19 protein-coding genes are annotated in these 23,747 nt (G+C 45.6%); 17 read left to right on the top strand and 2 right to left on the bottom strand.

Translation table 11 applies throughout. From position 1 onward, the window contains the following. Positions 1-3 precede the first annotated feature (3 nt). From BUR42_RS17575 to BUR42_RS17565, 3 genes are read left to right on the top strand one after another with little or no spacing between them, the layout of a single operon-like run. Positions 4-1,911 carry a RagB/SusD family nutrient uptake outer membrane protein gene (locus tag BUR42_RS17575; RefSeq protein WP_074240756.1) on the top strand — a complete coding sequence of 636 codons (1,908 nt, stop codon included), beginning with the start codon at positions 4-6 and terminating at the stop codon, positions 1,909-1,911. 20 nt (positions 1,912-1,931) lie between these two features. After that, positions 1,932-2,693: a DUF3823 domain-containing protein gene (locus BUR42_RS17570; protein ID WP_074240755.1), complete on the top strand. Its 762-nt coding sequence runs from the start codon at positions 1,932-1,934 to the stop codon at positions 2,691-2,693. Continuing rightward, positions 2,690-4,843 (top strand): type 1 glutamine amidotransferase family protein, encoded by a 2,154-nt coding sequence (locus tag BUR42_RS17565; RefSeq protein ID WP_234979709.1) that lies wholly within the window; start codon positions 2,690-2,692, stop codon positions 4,841-4,843. Before BUR42_RS17570 ends, BUR42_RS17565 begins: the two co-directional genes overlap by 4 nt. Before the next feature lie 5 nt (positions 4,844-4,848). On the opposite strand, the gene BUR42_RS17560 is transcribed toward BUR42_RS17565, so the two are convergent. Further along, the gene (locus BUR42_RS17560; protein WP_074240754.1) at positions 4,849-7,083 is read right to left on the bottom strand and encodes a hypothetical protein; all 2,235 of its coding nucleotides are present in this window, start codon (positions 7,081-7,083) and stop codon (positions 4,849-4,851) included. 436 nt (positions 7,084-7,519) lie between these two features. On the opposite strand from BUR42_RS17560, the gene BUR42_RS17555 reads away from it, so the two are divergent. The 11 genes from BUR42_RS17555 (at position 7,520) to BUR42_RS17505 (ending at position 21,483) form a co-directional block, all read left to right on the top strand. Then, a complete protein-coding gene (locus BUR42_RS17555; protein WP_234979708.1) occupies positions 7,520-8,116 on the top strand; it encodes an RNA polymerase sigma-70 factor in 597 nt (198 codons plus the stop codon). A 60-nt stretch (positions 8,117-8,176) separates the two neighbouring features. Next, positions 8,177-9,250, top strand: a complete 1,074-nt coding sequence (locus BUR42_RS17550; protein ID WP_074240753.1) for a FecR family protein — start codon at positions 8,177-8,179, stop codon at positions 9,248-9,250. Positions 9,251-9,431: 181 nt separating this feature from the next. After that, positions 9,432-12,821 (top strand): TonB-dependent receptor, encoded by a 3,390-nt coding sequence (locus BUR42_RS17545; protein ID WP_074240752.1) that lies wholly within the window; start codon positions 9,432-9,434, stop codon positions 12,819-12,821. 31 nt (positions 12,822-12,852) lie between these two features. Continuing rightward, on the top strand, positions 12,853-14,319 hold the full coding sequence (locus BUR42_RS17540; protein ID WP_074240751.1) for a RagB/SusD family nutrient uptake outer membrane protein: 1,467 nt from the start codon (positions 12,853-12,855) through the stop codon (positions 14,317-14,319). Between the two features lie 55 nt (positions 14,320-14,374). Then, entirely contained in the window at positions 14,375-17,131 is a 2,757-nt protein-coding gene (locus BUR42_RS17535) for an MGH1-like glycoside hydrolase domain-containing protein (RefSeq protein WP_074240750.1), read from the top strand. A 152-nt stretch (positions 17,132-17,283) separates the two neighbouring features. Next, positions 17,284-17,730 carry an SRPBCC family protein gene (locus tag BUR42_RS17530; protein ID WP_074240749.1) on the top strand — a complete coding sequence of 149 codons (447 nt, stop codon included), beginning with the start codon at positions 17,284-17,286 and terminating at the stop codon, positions 17,728-17,730. Between the two features lie 84 nt (positions 17,731-17,814). Further along, positions 17,815-18,690 (top strand): sigma-70 family RNA polymerase sigma factor, encoded by an 876-nt coding sequence (locus BUR42_RS17525; protein ID WP_074240748.1) that lies wholly within the window; start codon positions 17,815-17,817, stop codon positions 18,688-18,690. Positions 18,691-18,742: 52 nt separating this feature from the next. Further along, positions 18,743-19,288: a carboxymuconolactone decarboxylase family protein gene (locus BUR42_RS17520; RefSeq protein WP_074240747.1), complete on the top strand. Its 546-nt coding sequence runs from the start codon at positions 18,743-18,745 to the stop codon at positions 19,286-19,288. Positions 19,289-19,450: 162 nt separating this feature from the next. After that, the gene (locus BUR42_RS17515) at positions 19,451-20,518 is read left to right on the top strand and encodes a calcium:cation antiporter (RefSeq protein ID WP_074240746.1); all 1,068 of its coding nucleotides are present in this window, start codon (positions 19,451-19,453) and stop codon (positions 20,516-20,518) included. A 125-nt stretch (positions 20,519-20,643) separates the two neighbouring features. Further along, the gene (locus tag BUR42_RS17510) at positions 20,644-21,000 is read left to right on the top strand and encodes a DUF1801 domain-containing protein (protein ID WP_074240745.1); all 357 of its coding nucleotides are present in this window, start codon (positions 20,644-20,646) and stop codon (positions 20,998-21,000) included. Positions 21,001-21,003: 3 nt separating this feature from the next. Continuing rightward, positions 21,004-21,483: a DUF4199 domain-containing protein gene (locus BUR42_RS17505; protein WP_074240744.1), complete on the top strand. Its 480-nt coding sequence runs from the start codon at positions 21,004-21,006 to the stop codon at positions 21,481-21,483. Between the two features lie 103 nt (positions 21,484-21,586). Here the strand turns inward: BUR42_RS17505 and BUR42_RS17500 are convergent, their stop codons facing one another. Continuing rightward, complete coding sequence (locus tag BUR42_RS17500) at positions 21,587-22,573, bottom strand: GlxA family transcriptional regulator (RefSeq protein ID WP_074240743.1); 987 nt, start codon at positions 22,571-22,573, stop codon at positions 21,587-21,589. 128 nt (positions 22,574-22,701) lie between these two features. Here BUR42_RS17500 and BUR42_RS17495 point away from each other — a divergent pair, with 128 nt between their 5' ends. From BUR42_RS17495 to BUR42_RS17485, 3 genes are read left to right on the top strand one after another with little or no spacing between them, the layout of a single operon-like run. Then, on the top strand, positions 22,702-23,016 hold the full coding sequence (locus BUR42_RS17495) for an antibiotic biosynthesis monooxygenase family protein (RefSeq protein ID WP_074240742.1): 315 nt from the start codon (positions 22,702-22,704) through the stop codon (positions 23,014-23,016). A 10-nt stretch (positions 23,017-23,026) separates the two neighbouring features. Further along, complete coding sequence (locus tag BUR42_RS17490) at positions 23,027-23,335, top strand: hypothetical protein (protein ID WP_143197506.1); 309 nt, start codon at positions 23,027-23,029, stop codon at positions 23,333-23,335. Between the two features lie 25 nt (positions 23,336-23,360). Next, on the top strand, positions 23,361-23,741 hold the full coding sequence (locus BUR42_RS17485; protein WP_074240740.1) for a SnoaL-like domain-containing protein: 381 nt from the start codon (positions 23,361-23,363) through the stop codon (positions 23,739-23,741). Positions 23,742-23,747: the final 6 nt, after the last annotated feature.

Genomic DNA, 23,747 nt, shown 5'->3' with positions numbered 1-23,747 from the left:
GTTATGAAACTGAAGATATTCTTGCTTTCCATCGTATGCTTCATTGGGCAAACAGCCTGCACCGATCTGGATATTCCACCCATGAACGTGATCCAGGATAAAGATGTGTTTACTACCGAGGGTGGTATCAGGATTTACATGGCCCGCTGCTACAGTGAACTGCCATTTGAAGATTTCCGGTATTCGCCCACAAGAGGTACCAATCACTTCTGGATCATCAATCCTCAACCTGCCAATACCGGTGAAGCATTGAGCCGTGACCTGAACGGTTCTACCACCGAGGGATTCAATTTTTGGGAACGCGCCTATCCGCTGATAAGGGAAGCAAATTATTTCCTGCAGACCCTGCCAACATATGCCGGTAACTTCCAGCAGGCGGATGTGAACCACTGGCTGGGAGAAGCCCGCTTTATCCGCGCAGTAACATATATGGCGCTTGTGAAAAGATATGGTGGTGTACCCATCATCAACAAAGTGTTGAACTACCCGGAACAAAGTATAGAGGAGCTGAAGATACCGAGGGCATCAGAACAGGCTGTGTACGATTCCATTGCGGCAGACCTTGATTTCGCCTATAACAACATGAAGGCTTCCAGTGAATCCGGGCGTGCTAATAAATATGCAGCAGCAGCTTTTAAATCACGCGCGATGTTGTATGCTGGTTCAATTGCGAAATATAACCAGATACAGTTGTTCGATGGTAATCAGAACAGGCTGGTAGGTATACCTGCTAACAAAGCAAATGATTATTTCAAAGCCGCCTATGATGCAGCAGGCCTTGTAGATGGTCATTACAGCCTGTACAAAAAAAGTTGGGCTGCCGGAGACAAACAGGCGCAGATGCAGAATTACATCAACCTGTTCTTTGATGCAACAAGCCCGGAGAACATCCTGGTAAAAGGATATAAATATCCTGAAACGGTACACGGCTATGATGCTTATAATGTTCCCCGACAGTTGATGGGTGGAAATGGCTATTCTGCTGAGGTGAATCCTACACTGAACCTGGTGGAGCTTTATGATGGTTTTCCAAAGAACCCTGACGGCACCATTCAAACGCTGGATGCCGGTGGGAAATATATCCTCTACACCAATACGCTGGACCTCTTTGCAAACGCAGAACCCAGGCTGCGTGCCACCGTGATTGTTCCGGGAGATATTTTTAAGAATGAGAGCATTGAGATCTATCGTGGTATTTATACAGGTAGTACAGCTGGTGGTATCAGCCGTTTATTGCCTGAAGGGTCTACTGCTCCTTATCCGTCCGTTAACATTGTATCTTCTCCCAACGCACAGCAAACGCCCTTCACATTACCTGATGGATCAAAGAAAAACCCTGCCGGCAGAAGTGGTGTATTTACGGCTGATGGAACAGGGGCTGTATCTGGTTTTTCTGTGAGGAAATACCTCGATCCGAACAGGCCTACTGCTGAAGTGTTGGAAAACCGTTCGGACCAAACCTGGATAGAAATGCGCTATGCAGAGGTATTACTGAACCGTGCAGAAGCTGCATATGAATTACATGCAGCAGGGCAGGGAGGCAGTTATCTGCAGGATGCGTTCAGCATTATCAACCAGATCCGCGAAAGGGCCGGCGCTGTATTATTAGCTTCTGCTGCTGCACTCAACACTATAGATATTGTTCGCAATGAAAGAAGAAAGGAACTGGCGTTTGAGAACAAGATCTGGTGGGACCTTAAGAGATGGCGTATCCTCGACAAGGAACAAAATGGTACCGTTTACCGTACACTGATGGCTTTCTACTCAGCAGAGGCCGGCAAATATTTCTTTGATGCGCGGCTGGACGAACGCAATTCACGTTATACGTTCGATACCAGGTGGTATTACCAGGATATCCCCGGCTCGGAGATCTCCAAAAGCCAGAACCTGATCCAGAACCCAGGCTATTAATGTTTGTAAAAATTAACGTCATGAAAAATAAGATCTGCCATATAAGTTTTTGTATATTGATATTGCTGGCCAGTGGCTGTACCAAGAAATATGATGATTATCCGGAGCCAGCTGAAACGCTCGCTGGCAATATAAAAGATGCAGGCTCCAAAAGTAACCTGCAATCTGAAGCTGGCGACAGGGGAATGCGCCTTGTACTGGAAGAGTTGAGCTGGAGCAGTACACCAACGCCTTATTATTTCTTCGCTATGCAGGACGGCTCTTTCCGCAATACAAAGATATTCAAAGGCAATTACCGCATTTCGGTGGAAGGACCTTTTGTACCACTTGTACAATACGATGGTTCCGGCCAGGTAACAGTGGATAAACGCAAGACCATGGATATTGCCGGAACCACCAATGTCGACTTTGAAGTGGAGCCATTTCTGAACGTAGCGTGGGTGGGAGAACCAGCTTATAATGCTACGAACAAAACTATCTCCGTTCAGGTAAGGTTTACACGTGGTACTGCCAACACTGCATTTCACAAGAATGTGACGGATGTGTTCCTCTTTGTAAGTCCTAATAATTACGTGGGTAATAATAACTACGATAACAAGTATTCTGTGCAGGTGAATTACGGTGGAACATCCGGTAACGATCAGCTGGGGCAAACCGTTACGCTCACTACGAAAGATGTACTCCCAGGTTCACGCTCCTTCTTCCTGCGGGTGGGAGCACGTATAGATTATGGCCTGAAGTATTACAACTATACAACGGTTAAAACCATCAATATACCATGATGAGAAGAACGCTCATTTTTGTTTGCAGCTTATGCCTTTCTGTAACCGCAATGGCACAGGAGAAAACGGCCTTTCAGACCAGCAGTGCGTGGACCCCGGAAATAGATGTCCGTTCGGACATCGCAATCGTTTATGGTGCCGGCGACCGTCGCGGCATGACCTTCGAAGCGCGTGTGAAATCGTGGAGGGAAAGGGGATATCAGACCCACTTTATGACCGGCATTGCCTGGGGGAATTACGAAGATTACTTCACGGGTAAATGGGATGGAAAGAATCATTTCGGCATCGGGCAGGTAGAACAGGATGGGGATACGATCTGGCATGGCAGGAATGTGCCTTACGTAGTGCCGGAAAGTACTTTCATTGCTTACATGAAGGAGGCAATCATCAAGAAAGTGATAGATGCCGGTATCAGCCACATTCACCTGGAAGAGCCTGAGTTTTGGGCACGCGCTGGTTACAGTGAGGTTTTCAAGAAAGAATGGCAACAGTATTACGGGTTTCCCTGGCAGCCACAGCACACTTCGCCGGAGAATACTTACCTGTCCAGCAAGCTGAAGTATCACCTGTATTATAATGCTATCAAGGAAGTATCCGAATACGCCAAAGCGTATGGTAAGCAGAAGGGGATGGATGTAAAAGTGTATATTCCCACACATTCGCTGGTGAATTATTCTTCCTGGAGGATCGTTAGCCCGGAGGCAAGCCTGGCTTCTTTGCCAAGTATAGATGGTTACATCGCGCAGGTATGGACAGGCACCTCGCGTGAACCTACCTACTTCAATGGCCTGCGTAAGGAACGTGTATTCGAAAATGCATTCCTGGAGTATGGTTCCATGATCTCCATGACGGCACCTACCGGCCGTAAGATATTCCTGCTCACCGATCCGATCGAAGACTGGCCACGTGACTGGGGTGATTACAAGCGTAATTACGAAGCTACTTTTACAGCTAAACTGCTGTACCCAATGGTAGCGAACTATGAAGTAATGCCCTGGCCTGAACGGATCTACACCCGCCCTTATAAATTACCAAATAGTGATTCCAGTATCCTGATCCCGAAGTATTATTCAACCCAGATGCAGATCATGGTGAATGCGCTGAACAGTATGCCTGAAACAGCGAACAGGGTATCTGGTGTGAATGGCATCGGTGTGCTGATGGGTAATTCCATGATGTTCCAGCGCTTCCCGACCCACCAGGGATTTGAAGACCCGCAGTTCTCTAACTTCTATGGGCAAACGCTGCCTTTGGTTAAATTGGGAATTCCGGTTCAGACAGTGCATATGGAAAACCTGCCTTTCGAAGCAACGCTGAAAGATATTAAAGTGCTGGTGATGAGTTACTCTAACATGAAGCCAATGTCTGCCGAAGTCCATCAACACCTGGCGGCATGGGTGAAAAAAGGGGGAGTGCTTATTTATTGCGGGCGTGATGATGATCCTTATCAGTCTGTGCAGGAATGGTGGAATACAAAAGGTAATACTTTCAAGGCACCGTCAGAACATTTGTTCCGCCTGCTGGGAGTAAAACCTGAACAGTCGCAGGCCCGCGTGGGGAAAGGGTATGTATATATCGTACGGGAGCATCCTAAGGAGTTTGTGATGAATGCAGCCGGGGAGAAGTCCTATGTGGCGCTGGTGCAAAAGGCTTATGAAGAGAGTGCTAAGGCCGGTAAACTGTTGTTCAGGAATAGCCTTTATGTATCCAGGGGGATGTATGATGTGGTAGCGGTAATGGATGAAAATAATGACCAGAATCCTTTTGTTGTAAAGGGGCCGGTGATCGATCTCTTTGATCCTACACTTCCTGTGCTGGCGAGTAAATCTGTAACGCCGGGTAAACAGGCGCTATTGTTGAACGTAGGGAGGGTGAAGGAACCGGGCAAGCCACAGGTGCTTGCGGCTGCAGCACGGATTTACAATGAAGAAAGAAAAGCGGGGGCGTACAGCTTTGTTGCAAAAAGCCCTGCTAAAACGGTGAATGCTATGCGCATCCTGCTGCCGTCTGCGCCAAAGGAAACAGTACTGCATGGGCCGGGTGGTGAAAAGATAACGCCTGCCGCTACTTCCTGGGATGAATCTTCCAAAACTGTTTTTCTACAGTTTGATAATAGCCCTGATGGGGTGAAGGTGGAGATCAGTTACTAGTGCTTTTATTTCGTTACGATGAATTCAAAAGTAGCTTTACCTAAGATGCCATTGGCGCTAATGCCTTCTACAATACCATAAAAAGCGGAATTGATATCTGAAGTAAAGAATTCCAGGGTGGCATTTCCGTTTTCATCCGTTATGATGTTAGGTGCCCAGAGCAGTGTATTCCTGTAATCCGGCAGCGGATCTTGTTCCTTCTCATAATCGGGCTGGTAAAATTCTTTTTTGGGATAGAAGCCTTTTACCCTGGCCTGTCCATTCATCTTTAGCAACTCTTCCTCCGTGTATTGGGGATAATGATAAACAACGTATTTGGTATTTGTTGAGTTGAAAGAGAAGGGATGAGAAGCCGGGGGATTAGGGCCGCTCCATGTGATATATGTCTTTCCCTCAATGGGAAGTTCTTTGCCGCATCCGGCCACCGGACAATTTAACCATGATCCGTGTGCCCTGTCCGTAAGGCCATCGTATTTCGCCATACTGTCCAGGTGGCCAATATATTTGTCGCGGAACACGGTTGCTTTCTTCCCCTGTATTTCTACGGCCTTAAGTTTGATGCTTCCACGGGCCAGCAGCGGTTGATCTTCTGTGGTTGCTTGTTTGGGTGATCCTTCCAAAGGGTAGTTTATTTTTTGCCAGGGCTTCATTTTATTGATCTGTTCAAATGGGTCAAATGTCTTCCATTCGAAATCCCGCTTTTCACCGTAATGCCTGATATAGATGCTGCCGGACAGGCTTAAAATTTCTGGCGAAAGCTGTAAGGATCCCTTGTTGTCCAGTGTGGTCATCTGACTTTGTTGCTGTTCCGCATCAAAAAGCATAACCGCCTGTTGAGAAGATCTTGCTTTCTTTTTGAGCGCAACGAGTTCGATACTTGTGCTGTCAGATAATACCAGGTTGTCCATTCTTTTTAATGCTTCCTCACTCCAGGAATAGGATCGCCAGCCTTGTGTGAGGAGTAACAGGTCCAGTGCCTGTTTGCGATCTGCATGGGAAGTATCAAAGTAATACCCCGGATCGTAAATATGGCCTTTCAGCTGGGTAAAGAGCAGGTAATGTGTTTGTATATCGTTTGGTTCTGCTGGCCGGTGATAGATGCGATCATATGCAGTTGCGCCTAATTGGGCGATGACCGGTTTACCTTGTTCATCGGCTGCGTGTATTTGCAGGGAGACTTTCCTTTTTGTACCATAACTTTTTTGTGAAAGTGTTGCGGTGATCGATAAGCGGTTATCCTGCTTCACGTAGAGTAATCTTTCCGCTACCGGTAAAGCACGATGGTCGAAAAGGGTTGCTTCAGCTATACCACTTGCTACTTCCTGTAAGGGTAGTTTAATGTCCATGCTGTCTTTGATTTCAGCGGAGGCCATCACCTGTGTTATACCTCTTGTTTGTAATCTGAAATAAAAGAGTTGTTTTTCCGCTCCCTGCTGATAGATCCGGAAGGTAATACTGTCTTCGTTATTGTTCAGCAGCCGGAAAGACAGTCCTTCTTTCCTGATCTCAGGCAAGGGATATAGGGTGTCTGCAAAGGGGGCATCCAAACGAACGTAATAAGTGCTGCCGGATTCTGGCCTAAGCCTGAAGCTACCCATTCCTGCATGCGTACTCTTAAACTGTGCAATGATCTTATTACCATCAAGCAGGCTTCCTGAAACAGCGCAGGGCTGACCATTCTCCCCTACCGCTTTAAAGGCGACCCGGTTAGTTACACCGGATAACAGGAAGCCTCCTTCAGGCAGAAGGCTGAATTGTATTTTTTGGGGCAGGCTATCGGTGTGCGTTTTTTTTCGCAACAGTTCTGTTACGTTCTTTACAATCCTTATTCTTCGTATAGTCTTCGCGGTCAGGGAATGGGCGGAATAAGCGCATAACCAGTAATTTCCTTCAGGCAGCAGATCATCAAGGTAAATATGCCCGTTGGTAATGCCTTCTTCGATGGGGTATTTTTCCTGCCATACAATGCTGTCCTTTTTTTCATGGATCAGTTGCACGTAAAGGGTCTGATCAATAGCAGAGAGCAGTTGATGCTGTGCGTTTACCGCATAGGCTTTGAACCAAAGGTCTTCCATGGATTCGTAGGTATCCTTGCTGGTCCGTATATACAGGGATGTACGGGCTGTGCTGTCCGAATAGGTTTCCAGGCTGCGGGCCAAAGAGTCCAGCCTGGACTTTGGCACCTGGGCATTGGCTGAGAGGTAGCTGAATAGTGGAATTAATATGATTAGATACCGCATGCCACTAATATACGGAAGATGTGGATTTTTTGGGATGTTGAACTCTTCCGAAGGGAGTGAATGTAAGCCGGTGGTTTTAGATGCTACAAAAGTAAAACTGCTGCAGGAACATTGGAAGGAATGCCGAATATAACGGCTATAGGTAGCCGTACCGGCGGAATAGATGGTGATGTATCTGAATTTTACCTTCCCGGCGGGCTGAAAACCAGGATATAATTGTACAACCTACCCAGAAGGGTGTTCGTGGGGGGAAGATGAGGTGCTGAATTTTGCTTTGGCGTATTTAAAGAAATAGATTGCGGGAAGCTGTTTTCCAAAAAAAGTGTACTTTGGGTCTAAATAGTATTATTTACGGACCTAACATCATGCGTTGTATTTCCTGTTTCCGGGAGTCCGGCGATTTTCTTTTATCAATCAAAATTCAACAATCGATTACTTGCGAAATACTTCACACCATATAAGTGAGGAGCCGCCAGTAGAGCTTCAGCGCATCGGGGATGGTGATGAACAGGCTTTCCGCCAGTTGTTTCAGTACTATAGCCCCCGGCTCAACCAGTTTGCTTATTCCATCGTTAAAATAAAGGAGGCAGCCACGGAAATAGTGGATGATGTATTCATTAAGTTATGGAAGCAAAGGGAGGGGGTACCTTCCATTTCCAATATCCGGGTTTACCTCTATGTGGCGGTAAAGAACAGTTCCCTTAATTATCTTTCCTCCAGGGCCCACCGGCAAATTACGGAACCCTTCAACCATTTTGATATAGCCTTAAGCCACGACCAGGCACCGGATGAAAAAATGATCAGCGCTGAACTACAGGGAAAGATCACATCAGCAATTGAATCCCTGCCGCCCAGGTGCAAGATGATCTTTAAGCTGGTACGTGAGGATGGGCTCCGGTACAAGGATGTGGCCGAGATCCTGAACCTCACGGTAAATACGGTAGACGCCCAAATGGTAATTGCTGTTAAACGTATCTCCGAAAAAGTGCAGGCGCATTTTACCGCTTTCCCCAGAAAGGCAGCCAAAAAATAATTTAGCTTTCTTTTAAGGTCATCCCTCCTTTTTCCTGTCTTTATCATTAACCGAGGTTCAATGCATAAAGAAAGGATTGCGCAATTAATTGCCAGAAAATTATCCGGAGAAGCGTCTCCCGAAGAAATAAAGGAACTGGATACCCTTTTTAAGGAGTATCCGGAGGATGCCTATTTTCTTTCCATCTTAACGGATTACTGGACCAGCCCTGTTTCTTCCATTGCTGACGAAGATGCAGATCCCGAAGCCCATTTCCGCCATATCCTCAACTCCGCAGCCAGCGAAACGGAGGAGCCTGAACTTGTTCCGGAACCCATATATAATGGCCGTCCGCTTTATATACGTAACATCCTTGCTATAGCCGCTGTTCTTGCCGGGCTGATCTTTTTCTCCTGGTTGTACACAAGAAGCCAGCCAGGTGCGCCGGAGCTGTCCCGTATAGAAACCATCGCCAAACCAGGGGCTAAATCCAGGTTATTACTCCCTGATGGCAGTGTTGTATGGCTTAATTCAGGCAGCCGGATCAGCTACCCTGCAAATTTTACGGATACCCTGCGGGAAGTGGAACTGGAGGGAGAGGCCTACTTTGATGTAGCTAAAGATGCCAAACGCCCTTTTGTTGTTCTTACACGGGACATTAATATAAAGGTATTGGGCACCGTTTTCAATGTGAAGTGTTACCCGGAAGACAATAAAACAGAGGCCACCCTGGTCAGGGGCCTGGTACAGGTATCAAAAACGGGGGGCAGGGACCAGGAAGTACTGTTGCTTCATCCACATGAAAAAGTAGTGATAAACAGGGTGCAGGAGAGCGTTTCCTCCAATACAGGCATTGCTGCCCCGAAAACCATGATCATAAAACAGCTTAAGGAAAGCATGAAGGACACCTCCATGGCGGAAATAGCCTGGGTATACAATAAATTGATCTTTGACGGAGAGGATTTCCGGGAAATGTCGGCCGAAATAGAAAGATGGTACAATGTAAAAATAGTTATTAATGATTCCACGGTAGCGGGTTACAGGTTCCACGCAAAATTTGAGAATGAAAGTATCACTGAAGTACTGTCTGCCCTGCGGCTTTCGCTGCCTTTCACATTTAAAATCAACAATAATGAGGTAAACATCTACAAGTAACAGCAAAAAAAATCGGGAAATGCGGAAACATTCCCCGACAAGTCTAATGTTTCAGAAACCTTCCGATCGGCAAAATCAACGGGTTTCTTTCTTTTTAAACCGTAAATCCAAAGTTATGAAAAAAAACATACCTCCTGGCAGGGGAGTTATGACGCCACGTCTGCTTAAATTCCTTCTATGTATGAAGCTTTCCTTGTTCATTATTCTTTTTACGGCTTCCCAGGTCAATGCATCGAAAGTATTCAGCCAGACCATAACGGTCAGTTTTGAACAGGTTGAACTACGCACTGTTCTGAATGCAATTGAGAAAAAGGCCAAGATTAGATTTCTGTATAATTACGACCTCAGCGGGTTATCCAAAAAGATGGATTTCTCCGTAAAGAATGCAAAGGTTTCTGAAGCCCTCAGTAAGTTACTGGAGAACTCAGGCCTGCGTTTCCACGACATGGGGAATAACCTGATCGTTATTTCACCTGAAAAGAGCTGGGCGGCTGCAGGCAATGCCCAGCAGGTTACTGTTACCGGGTTGGTAACGGATGATAAGAATGAAGCGCTGCCGGGTGTGAGCATTAACGTAAAAGGAACGTCCATTGGCACCGCTACTAATGAGAGCGGGCATTTTTCGCTGAATGTTCCCTCAGCCAATGATACCTTATTGTTTAGCTATATTGGATTTGCGCCACAGGAGCAGGCCCTTGCTGGCAGAACAACGCTTAATGTAACGTTGGTAGCGGTTTCCAGGAACCTCAACGATGTGGTGGTGGTAGGATATGGTACACAAAAGAAGCAAAATGTTACCGGTGCTATTGCTTCAGTTCCAATGCATGAGATCGGTGACATGCCGGTGTCCAACGTTGCTACAGCCCTGCAGGGTAAAATACCCGGCGTGGTGATACAACAGAATTCCGGAAGCCCCGGAAGAACTCCTGCCATTAAGGTAAGGGGCTTTGGTTCTATTACGGCAGGAACGAGCCCGCTGATAGTAGTGGATGGTAATATCGTTTCAGCATCTGTATTCGGCTTACTGGATGCAGAAGAGATTGACAAGATAGATGTGCTGAAAGATGCATCCTCGGCAGCTATCTATGGTTCCCGTGGTTCCAATGGGGTAATCATGGTCACCACAAAAAAAGGCAGGAGCGGTAAAACACGCATGAACCTGAATGTATACACCGGCTTTCAGCAGGTAACTAAAAAGCTGGATGTATTAAGTTCACAGGAATATGCAGAGTTTGCCAAAGATGCGGCCAACAATGCTTACCTGGACAATGTAGCCGGTGCACAGATCTCAGACCCCAACACTGCAAGACCTTCCAATTTCCTGCGTTACCGTTATCCACGCGGAGATCTTTATGCCTGGCTTAACTTTGATGATCCTGCAAAAGTGGCGGCATTACCGGATCACAACTACCAGGACCTCATTTTCCGCACAGCCCCTATCCAAAGCTATCAGTTCTCTGTTGGTGGTGGTTCTGAAAATGCGCAGTATTCTGTGAGTGCAGGTTACCTGACGCAGGATGGTATCATCAAAAAATCAGCAATGGACCGTTATACCCTTCGGGCAAACGTAGCTATTAAAGCAGCGCCTAAATTGACTATTGGGATTAACATCAACCCTTCTTATATAGTAACGCAGGAAGTAAGGACAGACGGGCACTGGGCGGATAATGGCATCATCAATGCCGCGCTCAATACCATGCCAATGGCTCCTATCTATAAGGCAGACGGCAGCTATTCTTCCATGGCAGAACTGGCAGCTCCATATAACCTGCCGGGCATTACCAATCCTGTTGCCAATATCACGGAATACAATAGCGAGTTTAATCAAACCAACCTGTTGTCTAACGCTTACGCAGAGTACGCATTCCTGCCGAACCTGAAATACAGGGTTTCCGGCAATGCCAATCTTTACCAGAACAGGAGGAATGCATATACTACCTCAAAAATGCCGTTAAACCAGCAATTGCCGCCAACGGCTGCAACAGGAAGCGCATTTTCTGAACAGGGATTAAGCTGGCTGGTTAACCAGGTATTGAGCTACAATGTCTCTTTCAGAGATGTACACAATATAGAAGCACTGGTGGGTACAGAATCCAATAAGGTGCAATACCAGTCTTCCAATGCAGCGGGCAATACCTTTGCCAATGATATTGTGCAAACACTGAATGCTGCAGGGCAACCGGCATCCGTGTCTTCCCAGAAAACAGAAAATGCAACAGTTTCCTACTTTGCCAGGGTTGGGTATAATTATAAAGGCAAATACCTGTTCAATGTATCCGTTCGCCGCGATGGTTCCTCTGTGTTTGGGCCTGATAACAGGTTTGGTACCTTCCCTGCTGCCTCTGTTGGCTGGAGAGTAACGGAAGAACCCTTTATGCAAAAATTGCCTGTGCTGTCCGAACTGAAGTTGCGGGCCAGCTATGGTCTTTCCGGTAATAATTCATTCGGTAATTATCCCTACACGGGAAATGTAGGCACTACCAACTATAGCTTTTACAACAATGTGTCCACCGGCCTTGCCATCAGCACGCTCAGCAATTCCGCGCTGAGCTGGGAACTCAACCAGCAACTGGACCTTGGTGTGGACATAGGCCTGCTAAAGAACAGGATCTCTCTTACTGTTGACTATTACGAACGCATCACCAAGGACCTGTTACTTTCTGTAAATGTGCCTACGCTTACCGGTTTTAGTTCCGCGAATAAGAATATTGGCAGAATGAGCAATAAAGGCTTCGAGTTTGGTGTGAACAGTTATAATCTTACCGGAGCTTTTACCTGGAATACAAGTGCCAACCTGTCTTTCAACAGGAACAAAGTGCTGGCGCTGGGGCCAACAGGAGACCGCATCCTGAGTGGCAGCGGTGTGGGAGAAACAAATGTGACAATGATAGGCGAACCTATCGGCAGCTTTTTCGGATACAAACAACTGGGTATATTTAAAGATGCAGCAGACCTGAATACCAATCCTCATGATAATACCACCAGGCCGGGAGATGTGAAATATGAAGATGTGAACGGAGATAAGATAATTGATGCCAGGGACAGGACGCTCATTGGTAATAACCAGCCTGACTTCATTTACGGTATGAACAACTCTTTCTCCTATAAGAACATTGATCTCAGCATTTCCATACAGGGTACACAGGGAGGGCAGATACTCAACCTCAGCCGTCGCTTTTTTGATAACCTGGAAGGCGGAGGTAACAATCTAAGTATAGCACTGGACCGCTGGCGTTCCCCGCAGAATCCCGGCAACGGTAAAGTGCCAAGGGCCAATGCGCGTACAACGGGTAATAACAATGCTGTTTCTTCACGCTGGGTAGAAGATGGTTCCTACCTCCGTATTCAGAACATAAGCCTGGGTTATAAACTGCCAAAGTCGGTTATCAATCGTCTTAAACTGGAGCAGGTAAGGATCTACGCTTCCGCGCAGAACCTTTATACCTGGACGAACTATACGAATTTCAATCCGGAAGTAAGTAACTATGAAGGAGCACTTACAGGCGGTGTTGACTATGGCAGCTATCCGCTGGCAAGAACAGTCACTTTTGGCATCAATGTAGGGTTCTAATGTTCAGGTTAAACTTCAAAATTGACATCTCATGAAATTCAATAATCACTTTATATATAAGGCAGCTTTGGTTACGCTTTTGTTGTCTTCATGCGGCAAAGGCTTTATAGACCTTAAGCCCATATCTGTTATTACTACTGATAATTTCTACCAGACGGAAGAAGATTTCAGGAATGCCGTCAGCGGCGCTTATAATGCACTCAGAACTGGTGGTACTTATGGTGTTGACAGCTATATTTTTGGAGAGATCAGGTCTGATAATTCCTTCCCCGTGGCTTCCGGTTCCGTAACGGACCAGGATGAGTTTGACCGGTTTTATATCCGTACCACCAACCCGTTCATCAATAACCGCTGGAGTAACAGCTACACATCAATAGCCAGGTGTAATGCCATCCTCGATCGTATTACTCCTGTTGCAATAAACGATGCATTAAAGAACCGTTATATAGGAGAAGCCAAATTTCTCCGCGCACTCTTTTATTTTAACCTTGTACGCACATTTGGAGATGTGCCACTGGTGTTAAAAGAGATCACCAATCCGGATGAAGGTTATCAATACGGCAGAAACCCTAAAGCGGATGTGTATGCGCAAATAGAAAAGGACCTTACAGAAGCCGCAGAGGCATTACCGGTTTCCTATACCGGCGCAGATGTTGGCCGGGCAACAAAAGGTGCTGCCAAAGCCATTCTTGGCCGCGTATTGCTGACACAGAAGAAATATGCTCCGGCTGCTGTGCAACTGAAGGCAGTGATGGACCTGAACCAGTATGGGCTGGTGACCACTGCATATGCAGATTTCTTCAAAGTGAGCAACAAAAACAACAAAGAAGCCATCTTTGATGTACAATACAGGTCTGGTGGCATAGGGCAGGGGAATCCCTGGCCTAATTCATTTGCGCCGCAGAATTCAGGAAATGCTGTGATCATGTTCGGTGGCGGCGGAAATAATGTGCCCACTGACGATCTTGTAAATGACTATGAAGCAGGTGATCAGCGAAAGGCTGCCTCTATTGCCACCTCTTATGTGAATGCAAATGGCGCTACAATTCCGGGCAACTTTGTTAAAAAGTATTTTGATGTTCCGACCGTCAACAATGATAATGGTAATAATATCCCGATCATCCGTTATGCAGATGTATTGCTGATGTATGCGGAATGTTTAAATGAAGCTGGGTTCGTGGCCAATGGAGATGCCTTTTCTTATCTGAACGAGGTACGCAGGCGTGCAGGGCTTGGTAATCTCACTGCCGTGGAAGTACCCAGCCAGGCAGCATTCCGGCTGGTGATGGAACATGAACGGAGAGTGGAATTTGCCTTTGAGAACCTGCGCTGGTATGATCTGGTAAGAACAGACCGCGCCATTACCGTACTCAATGGAAAATCCGCCCAGATCAACCTTGTAAATCCGGTTACTCCGCAGAACCAGGTATTCCCTATTCCGCAAAGCCAGATAGACATTAATAAAACAAAGATCACCCAGAACGAAGGGTCCAACTAAATAAATGAATGCCTGTCGATTTTCCGTTGACAGGCATTCTCTCAAAACTTCCGCCATGAAAATAAAAGCAGGGTTCGCTTTCTGCCTGGTATTCTTACTAGCTACAGATAGTGCTGCACAGATAAAACTTCCTGATACCACAAAGCTGAATAGTACGCACGACCTTCAGTTGCCGGCCTGGGGCCCTTATTCTAAACATTATGCGGGCATTTCCCATATTCCGGAGGTTACATCCGGCATGCGGTTCGATTTCTCCGTGTTCCCTGGTTATTATCGCAATAAGCTCCTGGTTCCAAACGTACGATTTGAATCCTCCTATTTCCCCTGGAATGTGAAGAACGACGGAAGTGCTATCACTTACCGGTATGAGCTGGAATGGAAGGACCAGGTGTATACAGATGTTACGTATACATTGATCGATACATCTTCTGTATTGGTGTCTATGCATTGTGTTAATAATACTGCGCTTCCACAGAACCTTTCCCTGAACCTGGTGGCATCCATAGAATACCCTGATAATTACGGGATGCAGCAATTAAAGCATGGCGAAGGCACACAGTGGTATAACGCAGTAGACTATCGTTCTCTTTCATTTGCCATCAAAAAGCCCGCTACGGACCTTGTTTACGACGGATGGATGCGGGGAGAGGTAAGGGACTCCCGGCTTATAAATGGCCGGGGCGTTGGGAAAGAATTTGGCCGGCAGCCGGGAGATAAGATCGAGTACGACGTAAACATATCACCAGGTATCAAAAAGGCCAGGCTTCTGTTTATTTATACTATGAAAAGTGGAAAGGGATCCGCCATACAGCTCTCAGGGTTGATCAATCAGAAAGTTACTTTTTTGCCTGGCGATACACTTGCTATATTGGATATCCCGTTTGAAATAACAAGTAACAATAGCCGGCGTTTAACCCTTACTTCACTTGGTGGGGAAGAAATACTTCTGAATGGCTTTGTTATTACCACGGCACTGTCCGGCAAACCTTTTACGATCGTTCCTGCACCAATGCTTAAAACACCTGTAACGGAAGAAGACCCTGAAGCACGCACACTGCTGCTGAAGTACCAGGACGTACCTGTGCATTACGGGATCACATGGGATAAGGAACCTTTTAAGGTCCGTAGTATCCGAAATGATGAGCTGGATATCTTTTTCCGGAATGAAACACATAACCATGTTGCCAAGGTGCTGAACGGAAATATGAAAGGAGATTATGCCAATATTTTTATCAGACCTGTGGAACTGGCACCATTCTCCTCGCAAACCTGCACAGCCCTGCTTACATCCGGAACACATGATGGGGTGCTGGCTGCATTAAAAAGAAGCCTGCCGCAGCAGAAAGACACCATACCTGATGAAAAGGGAATACTGGAAGAAGGAAAGAAATACCAGTTCAGTCATAAGATGCTGAAAAGTACATTGCTTTCAAATGTGGTATATCCCACTTATACACAAAACCAGTTTATCAAACATTTTACACCCGGTAAGTGGTGGAACAGTCTCTATACCTGGGACCTTGGCTTTGTTGCACTTGGTCTTTCAACTTTTAATCCGGCACTGGCAGCTGAATGCATCAATACCTACGTAACATCACCGGGAAGCCAGTCCGCATTCATTCATCACGGATCGCCATTGCCTGTTCAGATCTACGTGTTCCTTGAGCTATGGAATAAAACACAATCCAGGGAATTGCTCAGCTACTTTTATCCCCGGCTAAAACAGTATTATCAATTCCTGGCGGGGCGTTACGGAAGTTCTTCCACCAATGTACTGTCTTCAGATCTGCTGAAAACATGGGACTATTTTTACAATTCCGGGGGATGGGATGACTATCCGCCGCAGGTAGGCGTTCATAGCCAGCATTTGGAGAAACAGGTAACACCGGTAGTAACTACAGCACATGTTATTCGCGTGGCCAAGATACTGAGAATGGCAGCCCGGGCACTTAACAAGGTGGCTGATCTCAAAGAGTACGACAAAGATATCAGCCGGTTTGCTGCTGCCCTGCAAAACCATTCCTGGGACGCGAAGAGCGGGTACTATTCATATGTGATGCACGATGGTGCAGGACATGCAACAGGCTTTTATAAAGACCCTGCATCCGGAGTTAATTTCAATATGGGTTTGGATGGCGCCTATCCGATCATATCGGGGATGTGTACGCCGGATCAACAGGAAGTTTTAACAGACAAGATCTTTTCACCCAAACATTTGTGGAGCCCTTCGGGGATTACTGTTGTAGACCAGTCGGCTCCTTACTACAGGATAGATGGTTACTGGAACGGAGCTGTTTGGATGCCGCATCAGTGGTTTGTTTGGAAAAGCATGCTGGATATAGATAGAAGTGATCTTGCTTATAAAGTGGCAGCTAAGGGCCTGGATGTTTATAAAAGAGAAACAGATGCCTCCTATTATACATTTGAGCACTTTTTGGCGGCATCCGGCAGAGGTGCAGGCTGGCATCAGTTCTCAGGTTTATCTACCCCGGTGCTGGCATGGTTTGACGCATATTATAAAACAGGAACGATAACACCGGGGTTTGAGATTTGGATCAACGAGCAGTCTTTTAATGATGATTATAGTGCGTATAAAGCAAATATTTCTTTTGATGAAGCAACGCTTCCGCATAAACGCGCTTTACTGGCAGGAATGAATCCTGCGTTTGATTACCAGGCGAAGTTTAATGGAGAAACGGTTGTTCTTAAACGTTTAGAGAAAGGAGTGCTCCAGATCACGCTTCCCGCCACGAATAAAAGCGGGATGCTGACTATCAGCCGTTATAACAGCAATAAGGCTGGTCGCAATTAACCCCTTAATTGTCGGATGAGGCCCCTCTCATAGTCAAATTTTCATGCCACTTTTGTATTGTAAAATGATCATTACAAAAGTGGAGCAGCTACCACTGCAAAAAACGGGCGAAACCGAAAAGCCAGACGAGTAGGAAACAAAAAAATGATTTTATGTCAGGTACTGTTTCATTACACAGAATGCTTAAAGCATCTCCCGAAAAGGTATACCGTGCATTTACTGAAGCTCCGGCAATTGCTTCATGGCTTCCTCCATATGGTTTTCTTTGCACCGTTCATGAAATGACGGTGAAGCAGGGAGGTACTTATAAGATGTCTTTTCAGAATTTTACCACCGGCAACGGCCATTCGTTTGGTGGAAAGTATGTAGAGATCAAACCGAATGAATTTCTGAAGTATACGGATCAGTTTGATGATCCTAACTTACCCGGTGAGATGGTAACTTCTGTATCGCTCCGGAAAACGATAGCCGGTACAGAGATAAAAATTACGCAGGAAGGAATCCCTGATGCTATACCAGTAGAAATGTGTTATCTGGGCTGGCAGGATTCGCTGGATAAACTGATGAGGCTGGTAGAGCCTGAGATACCAGATGCATGATCAGATAGCAGGAAATAAACAAAGCGGGAAGGAATAAAGATTTCCTTCCCGCTTTGTTTATTTTTATGTAAGGATACTAACAGCATGACCACACAGCTCTCCGATATTTTTGAACACCGTCCCCTGCTTTTCGCCATCGCCTACCGCATGATAGGAGAGAAACAGGAAGCAGAAGATATTGTACAGGATGTATATGCCCGCTGGCTGGAAATGGATGCCAACCGCGTGGAACAACCCCGTCATTACCTGATGCGGGCCGTCACCAACCGTTCCATTAACCGCCTCAAAGTATTGCAGAAACAAAGAGAGCTGTATATGGGCCCCTGGCTGCCTGAACCGGTAACGGACATAGCATTACCGGAGCGTTCCCCGGATAGGAGCAACGATCTCTCCATTGGCTTTCTCTTTCTCCTGGAAAAGCTGAACCCACTGGAAAGGGCCATCTTCCTGCTGCGGAAAAGCTTTGATCTATCCTATAAAGAGCTTGAAAATATCCTTGATATCCCCGAAAGTACATGTCGCCAGCACCTGCATCGGGCGAAAGAAAAGCTGCAGCAGGATAAAAAACGCTTTGAATCAGATGTGACCCGTCACCGGGAATTGCTGGAAGCCTTCATCGTAGCCTGCATGAACCAGGACCAGGATAAATTGATCTCCCTGCTGAAAGAAGATATCAGTTTTTATGGAGACGGTGGAGGCAAAGTTAGTTCCGCCACCAAACCGCTGTTTGGCCGGGATGTGGTGTCCCGTATGATACTGGGCCTTTTTAGTAAAGTTCCGGTACCTACTCCTTTATATAACTTGCTGATGGTGAACGGTTTACCGGCCCTGGCGCTCTTCGATGCCATTAGCAGGGAACCTATCACCTGTATCTGTTTTGAACATGAAGGCGGGGCTATCGACAGCTTCTATTTTATCCGCAACCCGGATAAATTAAAAAATATCCGCTACCAGGGATAAAAATTGTCACGAAAGGGCTGAGGGCTTGTCTTCCTGTAAAATACTGTTTACAATGGAACATCAATTAAGACTGCAGCCCATCGAGAAGCCCAAAGGCCTTTACATGAAACTGGGATACTGGTATCTTAAGAAAATGATCGGTAAAGTGATCACTCCCGCCAAGGTCGTATATGCGCGAGTGCCGAAACTCATGAAAGTAGCCTCTCTTTTCTATAAGGTCAGCGAACAGGCACCGTTAAGCGACGACCTGAAAATTATGCTGAAGGCCATGGTATCTGATCTGAACAATTGCACTTTCTGTATAGATATTACACAGGCATATGCCATGCGCAAAGGCAGTTCTATGAAGAAATTGGGCGAGATCCACAATTTCGCCACCAGCGAGTTGTTCTCACCTGCAGAACGCGCCTGCCTGAATTATGTAAAGGAAGCGACCTTACACAAACAGGTACCGGATGCCATTTTCCGGGAGCTACAGCAGCATTTCAACGAGGAACAGATCATTTATATCACTTTTCTCATGGCCTCCGAAGTATACTATAATACAATGAACCTGGCGCTGGGAATAGGATCAGACGGACTCTGCGCCATACAATAAAACCAATACTGATTGTAAAAAACAAGAGGTCACTTCAAACGAAGTGACCTCTTGCGTTCGATTTCCTGTTTATTTAACTATTTTTACCCGGACAGTGCTACAACCTGTTTTGTCGCCATATCAGACAGTAACTACATTTACAAACGGCATAAAACCCAGGAGATGAGATTATTATTACAATGGACGGCTATTACACCAATACTGGCCTGGGCCTTGTTCTTTACAGGACTGGTCTACGACAGCAGTATTTTTCAGATCATCGCAAGCGTGTTATTGATTGGCAGTGTGATGTCTGCGGTACATCACTCTGAAGTGATCGCCCACCGGGTGGGGGAACCTTACGGAACGATCATCCTCGCGGTGGCAATTACCGTCATCGAGGTATCTATTATTATTTCACTGATGGTAGCCGGGGGCGATGAAGCGGCTTCCCTTGCACGCGACACCATCTTTTCTGCTACCATGTTGATCCTTAACGGTATTGTAGGCCTTTGCCTATTCCTGGGCGGCCTGAAATTCCGGGAACAGATCTTCACTAAACATTCCGCCACCATCGCACTGGTTTCGCTGATTGCCATTGTGATCCTCACGCTGGTGTTCCCTACGTTTACAACCAGTGTGCAAGGACCTTATTATTCCACGCCGCAGCTCGTTTTTGTATCCATCGCCTGCCTGGTCATTTATTCCTTTTTCCTGCTGGCACAAACCCGCAGGCATCGTGAATATTTCCTGACGGAAGAAGGTACGGATGATGCCCATGCAATAGTGGTCTCCGGCAAGAAGCTGATCGCCAGTCTTGTGTTCCTGTTGCTTAGCCTGGGCATCGTGGTATTGCTGGCCAAAACCCTCTCCCCAACTATCGAGAAGATCGTGATCGGCTACAATCTCCCTAAAACGCTGGTAGGTGTGATCATTGCGGCAGTAATACTCTTGCCGGAAGGGATTGCAGCGATCAACGCGGCGAAGAAGAACAAGCTGCAGACGAGCCTGAACCTGGCATTGGGATCTGCACTGGCGAGTATCGGGCTGACCATCCCCTGCGTATCCATCGTGAGTACGCTGTATGATATGAATATCATTTTAGGGCTCGATATTAAGTCTATGATATTGCTGGGCCTTTCGGTGTTCACGGTGATGCTGTCACTTGCCAGCGGCCGGACAAATATTGTGTATGGAGCGGTATTGTTGGTGAATTTGGCAGCGTTTATATTCCTGATCATTCATCCCTGATATAGCCATATTATAACGAAAAAAGGACTCCTCGTTGCAGAGGAGTCCTTTTTTCGTTTCTCAACATATGTAAATGTTTTCCCGGGCCGGGTTTGTGAATTTAGCATTTACAAATACTATAAAATATGAGTTCAAAAAAAGTAGATGAGTTCCTGTCAAAACTGGACCATCCGTTAAGAGAAGAGCTGGCAGTACTCCGGGATACAATTATGAAAGTACATCCTGGAATTACAGAAGATGTAAAATGGGGAGGCCCCAGCTTCTATTACAAGGGAGACATTGCCACTTTCAGCCCGCGCGTGAAAGATGCAGCAACACTGGTCTTCCACCAGGCAGAAGGCTTAACTCCGGGTGCAGTACTGGAGCCAGCTCCCAAAGGTAAAGCCTATGCCAAATTCAAAAACATGGCCGACGTAAAGGCTAAAAGTAAAGGCCTTCAGGCCATCATTAAAGAATGGATTAAACTCATGGACAAATCATAAAACATGAAAAACTATCAAACCGAACTCAAATGGGCAGGAATTTTCTTCCTGATGTACCTGGTGTGGATGTTGATGGAGCATCTATGCGGGCTGCATGGGCGGCATATTCAGTACCAGCAGCTGGTATCAACATTTATCCTTTTACCTTCATTATTGATCTACCTACTCGCTTTACGCGAAAAGAAACGGAAAGTTTTCCAGGGAAAGATCACTTTCATGCAGGCTTTTAAAAGCGGCATGTTGCTCACCTTGTTCATCGTTATACTCAGCCCGGTAAACCAACTCCTCACACAAGGGCTTATTTCCCCGGAGTATTTTGAAAATATGCAGGAATATGCGGTGTCCACACAACAAATGTCAGCGCAGGAAGCAGCATCGCGGCTGAACATCGGGGCTTTTATTGTGCAAAGCATTATTGGCGGGTTGGTCACCGGTGCGGTTTTCTCAGCGCTTGTTTCCCTGCTGATCAGAAGCAGGAAGTAGCAGGTGGTTGATTGGAAAAGAAAAAGGGAACAATACATTTAACTGTAATGTTCCCTTTATTTCCGATACCGGGAAATTGTTCAATTAGGTCTAAATCGTATGTCTACATGTTATCCTCCATCTCGTAACTACTATACTTAGCCCTATACTCAATTGGGGTAAGCCCAGCGATTTTCTTAAAAACCTCCCGGAAAGCCTTTACATCATTATAACCAACAGCATACATAATTTCGTTGATCGTTTTTTTACCAGATTCCAGGCAACGTTTTGCCACCTCTATTTTAACGCGCTGAATGTATTCAATTGGCGGGTTATTGGTGGCTTTCTTGAACCGCCTGACAAGGCTTCTTCTGCTGATGGAAAACTTTTCGGCAAGAAAGTCTACGGAAAGCTTCTCTTCAACATTTTTTTCAATAAATTCCTGAATTTCCCTGATCCCATCATCCGCATGATTTTTCTGTCCTTCAAAGAGTATAAACTGCGATTGGGAATTCCTTTCAATATCGATCTCCAGCAACTTGGCACAAAACAACGCAGTATCCCTTCCGTGGTGTTTCTCTACAATATATAAGGCAAGGTTCAGCGAAGACGAGGCGCCCCCAGCCGTATAAATCCCCTTTTTATCCGTCATGATCTTATCCACGAGTAGTTTGGTATCGGGGAACATTTTAATAAACAATGATTCTGCCCGCCAATGCGTAGCACAGTCTTTATCTTTCAACAGCCCCGTATAAGCCAGTAAAAACGCCCCGGTACACAAGCTGGCAATTTCAGTTCCTGAATGATATTGGTCTACCATCCATTCAAGCAATACCTGCGTTTCTCCAACCGGTTTGGCTGCTATCTCTTCAATTGGAGGAATGAAGATGAGGTCTGGTGCTTTTATGCTTTGTATACTATCCGTTATAATGGATAGCATGCTATTATGAAAAATTTGTTTAGCCTGTACACCTGCAAGAATAATTTCATAGAAAGGCTCTTTGCCGTTTTCAGTGGCATATATGTTTGCCTTTTCGAAAACTTCTATCACACCAAAAAGCGTAGTTGGCTTTAAGGTTCCATCAGGGATTAGGAAACATAATTTTTTCATAAGGCAAATATAAGGCCTTTCATGTGGCACAAACAACCCCTAATAATGTGCGATTTACACCCCCTGTTTTAGAATTACAATAAATTACTTTGTAGTATAATTTTCAATTAATACGCAAAAACGACAAGATGATGAAGCAGGTGCTCGTAAATTATATCGTTAAACCCGAAAAAATAGGGGAAAACATTGCATTAATAAAAGATGTGTTTTTAGCCCTTAAATCTTCAAGGTCCAAGGGCGTAAAATACTCTGTCTATCGAATGGGTGAAAACGTATTTATCCATATTGCCCAATTCGAAACCGAAGAAGCGAACAATGAATTTAGGGCATTGGAAGCTTTTAAGGCCTTTCGCAAAGATCATTCTGAAAGGCAGGTTGAGAAACCCATCACAAATGATATTGAAGAGATTGGAAATTTTTCCAGCATTTCCCCCATAACATAATTTAATGATCATGAAAGCCAGTTCCATCCATTTGTTGATCAACTATTCTGTAAGAGACGATAAATCAGCAGATAATGAAGCAATGATCAAAAACCTGATCGGACACTTTAGGAACAGTTTAACTGAAGGGATTAGCCATATGGTATATAAAACGGGTAAGAGAAACTATACCCATATCTGTTATTTCTCCAGCGAATTGATCTGCGATCAGGTAACTAATCTGCCAGTCTTTACACAGTTTTTGGACAATCTCGAAAGGATTGCAGATCAGGAGCCAATTGTGGCAGACATAGAGCAAATGGGTTATTACATCGGATAAGAAAGCTATAAACAAATTCAGGAAAATGAAAGAGACGATAACACAGGAAATCGCATACAAGCTTATCTCATTTTGTAAAAAGAGCGACTGGCAAGGTGCTTATGATCAACTATTCAGTGAGGATGCAAGGAGCATCGAGTCCTTCAAATCACCAATTGCAGAAATTGAGACCATTGGTTTGCAGGCAATCAGGGATAAGGCAAAAAGATTTGATGAGCTTATCGAAAAAGTACATGAAATAAAGGTTTCTGAGCCGCTCATCATGAATAACCATTTTTCATTTTCTCTCACAATGGATGGTGAAATGACAGGAAAAGGATATACCGTGATACTATCAGAAATATGTATTTACGAAGTCCAAAAAGGGAAAATTGTATATGAACAGTTCTTCTACACTCAAAATTAAAGTAAC

The sequence above is a fragment of the Chitinophaga niabensis genome (assembly GCF_900129465.1).
Classification (GTDB): domain Bacteria; phylum Bacteroidota; class Bacteroidia; order Chitinophagales; family Chitinophagaceae; genus Chitinophaga; species Chitinophaga niabensis.
Note: the sequence above shows the minus strand (reverse complement) of the source record. Positions and strands in the feature narration are given on the sequence as shown.